8 protein-coding genes and 1 pseudogene are annotated in these 7495 nt (G+C 58.4%); 3 read left to right on the top strand and 6 right to left on the bottom strand.

Annotated elements, in window-relative coordinates:
* Window positions 1-709 precede the first annotated feature (709 nt).
* Window positions 710-1057, bottom strand: coding sequence for a hypothetical protein (locus tag ABEA12_RS15415; protein ID WP_210100352.1), 348 nt, complete (start codon window positions 1055-1057; stop codon window positions 710-712).
* Window positions 1058-1395: 338 nt separating this feature from the next.
* Between ABEA12_RS15415 and ABEA12_RS15410 the strand changes: the two genes are divergently transcribed.
* Window positions 1396-2550 (top strand): DUF8173 domain-containing protein, encoded by a 1155-nt coding sequence (locus tag ABEA12_RS15410; RefSeq protein ID WP_210100351.1) that lies wholly within the window; start codon window positions 1396-1398, stop codon window positions 2548-2550.
* 217 nt (window positions 2551-2767) lie between these two features.
* On the opposite strand, the gene ABEA12_RS15405 is transcribed toward ABEA12_RS15410, so the two are convergent.
* On the bottom strand, window positions 2768-3013 hold the full coding sequence (locus ABEA12_RS15405) for a hypothetical protein (RefSeq protein ID WP_345468869.1): 246 nt from the start codon (window positions 3011-3013) through the stop codon (window positions 2768-2770).
* 139 nt (window positions 3014-3152) lie between these two features.
* On the opposite strand from ABEA12_RS15405, the gene ABEA12_RS15400 reads away from it, so the two are divergent.
* Window positions 3153-3560: a hypothetical protein gene (locus ABEA12_RS15400; protein WP_210100350.1), complete on the top strand. Its 408-nt coding sequence runs from the start codon at window positions 3153-3155 to the stop codon at window positions 3558-3560.
* Here the strand turns inward: ABEA12_RS15400 and ABEA12_RS15395 are convergent.
* The 3 genes and pseudogenes from ABEA12_RS15395 to ABEA12_RS15385 form a co-directional block, all read right to left on the bottom strand.
* A pseudogene (locus ABEA12_RS15395) lies at window positions 3550-3823 on the bottom strand (transposase); the annotation flags it as partial. The gene ABEA12_RS15400 and the pseudogene ABEA12_RS15395 sit on opposite strands and share 11 nt — an antisense overlap.
* A gap of 294 nt (window positions 3824-4117) precedes the next feature.
* Complete coding sequence (locus ABEA12_RS15390) at window positions 4118-4633, bottom strand: helix-turn-helix domain-containing protein (protein WP_210100349.1); 516 nt, start codon at window positions 4631-4633, stop codon at window positions 4118-4120.
* 268 nt (window positions 4634-4901) lie between these two features.
* On the bottom strand, window positions 4902-5561 hold the full coding sequence (locus tag ABEA12_RS15385) for a TetR/AcrR family transcriptional regulator (RefSeq protein ID WP_210100348.1): 660 nt from the start codon (window positions 5559-5561) through the stop codon (window positions 4902-4904).
* A gap of 182 nt (window positions 5562-5743) precedes the next feature.
* On the opposite strand from ABEA12_RS15385, the gene ABEA12_RS15380 reads away from it, so the two are divergent.
* Entirely contained in the window at window positions 5744-6247 is a 504-nt protein-coding gene (locus ABEA12_RS15380; protein ID WP_210100347.1) for a hypothetical protein, read from the top strand.
* A gap of 378 nt (window positions 6248-6625) precedes the next feature.
* Here the strand turns inward: ABEA12_RS15380 and ABEA12_RS15375 are convergent.
* The coding region (locus ABEA12_RS15375) for a sulfurtransferase (RefSeq protein ID WP_345468866.1) at window positions 6626-7495 on the bottom strand (870 nt) is incomplete at its 5' end.

The following is a 7495-nucleotide window of genomic DNA, read 5'->3' as shown; positions in this document are numbered from 1 at the left end:
GCTAGCGGGCGGCCAGAGGATTCAACTAACGCAACTGCATCGGCTTTGAACTCATCAGAGTAGGTTGGTCGAGAAGACATGGGAACAATCCTTTCAGGAACTGTCTCATATCAGTAGTACACCTCAAACTCGGCTTTAATAAACCGCATCAGTTGATCGGACCGGTACCGTTGCGCCGACGACGATAATCGTTCCACGGGGCTTCGCTCGATTGATCGCACCCGAGGAAGGCTTCGAGGGGACAAACAGAGCGAACGGAAACGCTGGACTCCTATGTCAGTGATCAGTCCTTGATAAAGGACCTGGATCAAAGGCGGTATCCATCCGTTAATGGGTCAAGAAACTTTTTTACGTTTCAGGGCTCTGTTCCATGAACGGGAAGATAGCTCGAACCATCAGCGAATACCTGTTCGAGATGGTAGCTCAGCGCAAGGAGCTGGTTGCCTTCCTCAAGGCAGGGGCCAGGTGAGCTGCTTAAAGATTGTGCACACACGATGATGAAGCTCTGCTATGCGGAATCACTCGCATGCGGGGCAAACGGATCACGAGATTGGCTGGCAGCCACATGGAAATTCAGAAGATGGATAAGATCCAAGGCGACTACGAAGAAGGGCCCTAAGCCGATCGATAAAAGATGACGGGTTAGTTCGGCGCCTGGTGTTGTGAACGGAACCTATACCGTCTTTCTGCGTTCTTCAAATAATGGGGCTCAGTTACCGGGTAGATAGGGCCGGTACTCTTTCAAGCTCCCGTCCATCACCGGAACCTCTAGGTCTGCCTGAGCAGTGCCGGCTTCAACGGAGACAGACACCAGCGAACCCGGGATGTCAGCCACCGTATCCAGTGTTGCCGGTTGCGTGTCAAAGGGATAGGAGCCCTTTGCCGGTAGGGAGACCGAGATGGTGTCGTCGGAATCGGAAATCACGACGTTCACTTCCTCCTCGCTGTCATTGACGAGGGTACCCAGTAGACGCCCCGGTTTCCCGGCTTCTGTGGAAACGATCAACAGGGAGCGGATCTCTACCGGACCGGCATCACCGTTGACACCGTTGGCCACTGCTTTCCAGTTATTAGATCCCGCACTGTAGCAGCTGGTAGTAAGTAGTGGGACCACGCATAGTGCAGCCATGACACGCCATCGGTGCAGATGGTTAGGCTTCATGGACGGTGTCCTCTCACATAGTGGACCGTGACGTTCAGCGATTTTAGGCACCAATGATTGAGTGCGTCAATGACTTGAACTCGACACTCTTGCCTGATGCCATTACCGCTGGATAAGCTGAGCCAGGGTTTATCCCACGGGCCAAGCCTGTTAGCGACACTCTTTTCCACCGCGTGGCGTTCGTCTGGACGCCACCTCGCTGATGTGTCGTCCAAGCTTGGAAGGATACCAAAATGAACGTTCTTTCCCGCATCTACCGGTCTATCGGTGTCGTCCTGCTGATCGGCTTCCTGGTCTTGTTCGCAGGCTCCACCGCCGCTGTCGCCGCTCCGACGCCTACCCCATCGGCAACGAACGATAGCGAAGGCCCCCACTTCTACAGCGATCTATCCATCGACGTCTCGGACACTGTCGACGGGGACGTATATGCCTCCGGGCAGTCCGTCACCATCAGCGGCAACGTCACCGGAGACGTGATCGCAGCAGCGCAGACGATCACCATCACAGGCACCGTAGACGGCAACGTACGCCTCGCCGGGCAGAACGTCACGATCAGCGGCGACGTCTCACGCAGCGCAACAATCTTCGCAGGCAGCATCATCGTCACCAAAACCGGACAGCTCGGCAACGACCTGGTCGGGGCCACCAGTGACCTCAAGATCTCCGGCGTCGTCGGACGGGATCTGATGGCCAGCGTCGAGCGCCTCAGCATCGACGGAAATGTCGGCGGAAACGCCACCTACTACAGCGATACCGAAGCACAGATCGCGCAGGGCGCGGTCGACGGTGCAGTGGAGCGCGTCGCTCCGCCGCAAACCACAAGCCAGGCCCCCTCCCCTAGCGCTTCGTTCGTCTCTTGGTCACTGGGTTTGCTCTACGCTTTGGTCGCACTGAGCCTCGTGACCCTATTCGTTGGCCTTCTCTTCCCTCGTTGGCTATCGAGAGTAACCAGTCACCTCATTCCCTCACCTTGGAAGGCTCTGCTGGTCGGGTTCCTGGCAGCCATCGCCGTTCCCGTTGCACTGCTGGTCCTTCTGGTAACGATCATCGGCGCACCCCTGGCACTCACCGGCCTTCTGGTCTGGATTGCGCTCACGCTCGCGACGTTCGTCTATGGAGCCTTCTATATTGGGCGGCTGTTGTTCCGCGGTAATCAGCCTCCTGTGCTGAAGTCGTTCATCGGTGGCCTGATCCTGATCACCGCTTTGCACATCCCGTGGCTCAATATCGTGGTGTGGTTTGCGATGGTGTTCTTTGGTCTGGGTGCCCAGCTTCTGGAGTTCCATAGCCAGCGACCGTGGAGGACCAAGCCGAAGGTGGAAAATACTTCCTCTGCGCCGCTTCCCGCCGCAGTTGACGACGGAAATAACGCCCCACGCACCCTGTGAGATAGCCGGCACGGCGGCAACCCTGATCGGTCCAAGGACAAACGGTGCCCGTGCCTAAAATCCACTCGAGGACCATGAACCGAGGGGCATGAGAAGTGATCGCCACTTCACCGTCGAACGATTCACTGTCATGTCTGCGGGTGGACACCTTTCCGTGGTCGAACAGCCCACGCTATTCGCCGAAGCCCAGGTCGCGTTCCTGCACTGACAATTCCGACTACGGATAGGAACACAGCAGGGCATCGATTTCCGAGCGTCCGGTAGCAAAGCCCACAATGACGCATGAAAGACCGATGAAGACCGATCGGCGTTTCCAAAACGGGGCCGGGTACCTTGCCGTGGACAGGATCGTTTTAAGCGCACCGGCAGTGATGCCAACGGTCCAGGAAGCGGTAACCCAATGGGCAACCACTATGGCAAGGGCTGTCCAGGCAGCATCGGCAGCAATGAACTGGAGTGCCAACTACGGGTGCCCGCGTGCGAAGCTCGATATGCCGATTGCGCTCATTGAGTGCCAAAGTAGAGCGTCAGACAGTCCACAGTATCTATGACCCCCCTTCTGCTTGGCTAGGCTTCAACTTGTGAATACACGAGGAGGCAACATGGATCATGAAGACGTAGAGGAACGACTCACTCACCAACCCCATACACCCAAGCGCAAATTCACTGCACTCGACGTAGCGCTTATCGGAGGTACTCCGTTCCTTCTGTACGGTGGCGGGATCTTGGCCGGCACTGGAAACGCCATAGGCATTGTGCTGGCAGGAGTCGCAATGTTGGCGACAGCGGCGATCCGCGCGGTGGGCCTCGGCCGCACCGACGAGCCAGTGATCGCTTCCCAGACATACCCGGCCTCGATCGGCGTCGGAGTCATCGCCTTGGTCATCACGGTCAATATGTGGCGCGCGGCGCCCATAGAAGCTCCTGCGCGGCTGCTCACCCCGCTGATTTCGGTCATCTTGTTCGCTGGCTATTTGCTATTGCCACTACAGCCCAGAATTTTCCCTTAGCCACCTCGCTGAGGATGTCGTTGGCGAGCATCTGATCCGCCAACAACTTCTTGAGTCTGGCGTTCTCCTTTTCCAGGTCCTTGGTCCGCCTGGAGGACTCGGCGCTCTTCTTTCGATCCATACTGGTTCAGCCACCGGTACCAGGACGCTTCCGTAACCTGGAGTTCCTTGATGACCTCGATCAGCGGTCTGCCATCATTGAGCATCTTCTGGCCTCGGCGCACTTTGGCGATGACCCGCTCCGGGGTGTGTCCACGTGTCATGATTTGTGAATTTTTTCTTGTGTCCATTCTTGGACACGAAACCCACACAGTCGCTGGACTTCTAGCCGGGGGCCCAGTCATATTCTTGGGCCCAAGGAGACGGAGCTTAGTCGCGGACCTAAAGATTTCCAGAGTTGGCGCTTGGACCCTGACGAATCCTTCACAGATAACGGCGTTTCCTATATTGCGCGGTAGCCACTTACGTTTGTTGTGCCTATTAATCGTGTGGCTGGAAAACCGTAGCTGACTGGGTGGCAAGTCGCACCAGTTAGAGCGGATGAACTTGAATCAGTATCAGCGTTCCTCTGGAGAGGATCTGCCCTGAAGCCTCTTACGTGCGCGTAGCTGATGTTTGCTCCGCGAGAGCGGGTATCGATTGTCGAGACGAGGATCTAGATAGAGTCTGCGGACGGCGACCAAAATAAGAAGCCCGCCACCCCAGTAACTCAAGAAGATCACCGCGCCGAGTTGCCCACCGGCGGCAAAGCTGATCATGCTGGTCACTACCCCCACACCAATGAAAAACCACATCCAGGCCCCACTGATCTTGTCTCTGGCAGCCTGTTGGTCCTGCCTGCGGCTCTCCAATGAATCGACACGGCAGCTGAAGCTGTCATTCTCGATTGTCTTGAAAAGGGCACTGACAGCCACTCCAAGGGCACTAGCCACGAGGGAGAGCGTTTCCAGGCTTGCGTCACTGCCGGCTTCGAGCCGCTGAACGGTCCGGATGCCAACACCACTCTCTGCGGCGAGCTTCTCTTGGGTCCATCCCCGCTCTTGGCGGAGCTCTGTAATGCATGTCTCATTCATGGGTCCAATGATCCACCAAGACCATGTGACAGCGCATCGTCAAGAGCCCGCCAAGAGCCCGCCAATCAACCGCCATGAGCGATACTCGTCAAGGATCGATGTGGCGAGAAGCATTTCGACGTGCCGCCAAGAATCAAACTGACGGCACCAGTCGACCACTCAGCGTTCCTCTGCGGAACGCGGCCGCTACAACGTACCAAAATTATTCGCCTGCATCCAGTGGCCTCGTGTGCCTACCGGTCACCGGCCGCAAGAGTAAACAAGAAAACTACGGCGAAGTCGGCCTTTTGTTGTCGAGCAGCTGCTGCTGCAGCAAAGTAGTCAACCATTGCTGGTACTCGATGTCGGTCCAGCGGCATCCTTCGGTGGCAGAGAGGTAAAGTTCCACGCCAGTGAGCATCCAGGCCCGATCGAGCGCAAGTTCTTCGCTGAGCCCGGTTAACAGGGAATTGTCTTGGCCCAGTGAGCTGATCACCGCACTGAGACCATCCCGACGATTTCGATTTCCTTGCTCGTGCAGCTCATTGATCGCGGGGTCTGCGGCCGCGCCGTGGACTGCTCGGATGATCGCCTTGCTTGAGGAGAACAGCCCGGTGGTCCACTGTGCGAAAACGGCCAGTTTCCTGCGCGGGTCCGTCTCCTGCGCGATACGACGCGCCCAGCTGGCGCTGTCTGCATCGTGTTCCATTTGCGAGAGCAGAGCGCTCACGATGGCACTTTTGGATCCGAAGGTTGAATAGACCGTTGGCACGGCTACTCCTGCCCGCGTTGCTATGTTCGCCACTGTGGTCCCAGAGAAGCCGAACTCCTCGAACAAGTCCTGTGCGGCCGCGGCAATCCTGCGTCTCGTGTCCAGGGCGCCTTCTTGACGCACCAGGGAACGGTACGACCTTTTTGCGCCCTGGGCGGCTTGTTCTGAGGCAACCATTTTCACGCCTTTCCAAATTCAGTATAAATAACTATATCGAAATATGTAGACTAATATTCATGACACGATTTCCGAGGTCGACCCAACTCGGCCGACCCATAGCAGCTACCGCACGCTATGGTCCTGCGGTGGGTGAGCCACCGGTGTGGGCAGACCCGAGAAGATGGGGCAGCCTGATCGGCATGGCTGGCGGACTGGTGTTCGTTGGCAGCTACTCCGGAGCCCTTGGCCAAGTGGTGTCCGTCTCTGCTTGGGTGCTCGGGCTGGGGCTGGCCCTGGCGGCGTTGACGAGACACTACATTTGGCCCGTATCGCTGGGCCCGTTGACACACCCCCGACCAGTCGCGATGCTGATTTACATCGCCTGCGTCGTTGGGGAGCTCGCCGTGATCAGCTTCGGAACGCGAATGCTGAGAACGGCCGGCCACAGCGACCTGCGTCCAGCGTTGATCGCTGCCGTCGTAGGTGTGCACTTCATCCCGTTTGCCTGGGCCTTTGGCGAAAGAATGTTTTTTTGGCTCGGTGGCCTCGTTGCGGGACTCGGCACGATCGGCCTGGTGGCAGGCTTCATCGGTGTCGCGCACGCGGCTCAGGCTACGGCCGTGCTTTCAGGTGTTGTCATGCTAAGCATCATCTCGCTGTACGCTGCAGGCCGCTTCGCCCCCGCGCCATCCACCACCTCGTGAAGCGATCCGTGCATACTCGGTAGGTACTGAGCCACCGGCCAGAAATCCTCACTCAGTGCACAACAAATTCAGCTTGAACGCATTTTCTCTCGATGCGCTCGAGCACAGAAAGCCAAGGGCGAGGCCAAGACGACCGAACGAGGTGCGTAACTACTGTGGCCGGCAGGAAACATCATGATCCGAGTCCACCGACGAAAGGTGCTCCGCTAGAGATGCCCTTCCGGATGAACTTGACCCGCGCCCAGGCACCAGCTGCAAGCCAGTGTCCAAACGTCCATGGACATCGCTATCCTCGGATGTTTTCCTTTTCCATCCCACCCGTACCTAAGGAGTCGCAAGGGCTGGCCCGCGTCCCTTTAGGTACGGCCGCCATCCGTGCTACGGCGTCTGGCCCGTGGCCGGGGTGCGCGTTGGATCCGAGGAATACTGGGACCAGGAACCCGGAAAGAGCGAGGCGCTAATGCCGATCGTCACTAGTGCCAAGATTTGGTGTGCCGCGGTGACGCCGGATCCGCAATATGCACCCACCGCGCCAGCCCCGCCTTCGGTGGCATGCACCCCCAGCTGGGCAAACCGCACCTCGAGTGCCTCTGGATCCAGGAACCGCCCGTCGGCACCCAGGTTCTCGGTGGTTGGGCTGCTCAACGCACCGGGGATGTGCCCGGCACGCGGGTCGATCGGCTCGCTCGCTCCGGTGTAGCGTTCGAAGGCGCGTGCATCGAGCAATACCCCAGGAAACCCTTCGGCCTCATCAATGTCAATGACCGGCAACTTGTCCCACCCCAGCTCCACGCTTCCGGGCCTTGCCTTCACTTCTTCGATGTCCAGGGAATATCCCGCCCGCGTCCAGGCATCGAGACCACCGTTGAGCACCCTCACCTTGGACAGCCCGGCATGGCGCAGCAACCACCAAGCACGGGCTGCGGCCAGGGCACGGGTTCCGTCATAGATTACGACCTCCGAGTCCGGGTTGATCCCCCAGCGTTGGGCCGCGGCAGCGAAGTCCCGGGCTGCGGGCAGCGGGTGGCGTCCTGCCCCGGCGCTCGGTTTTCCCGAGAGCTCGCGCTCCAAATCGACATAGATTGCGCCGGGAAGGTGCCCGGCGACGTAGTGGGCGTGACCCCCTATGTGCCAGGGTTGAACGGTGCCAACGTGACATAGCAAGTCACCCCGATGGCGCAGGGCGAGAAGTAGGAAACCGATCAATATGTCTAACCTAGTTTTGGCCGATGTAGGCCAAGATGGATC

The organism is Paeniglutamicibacter antarcticus, assembly GCF_039544305.1.
Lineage (GTDB): Bacteria > Actinomycetota > Actinomycetes > Actinomycetales > Micrococcaceae > Paeniglutamicibacter > Paeniglutamicibacter antarcticus_C.
Note: the sequence above shows the minus strand (reverse complement) of the source record. Positions and strands in the feature narration are given on the sequence as shown.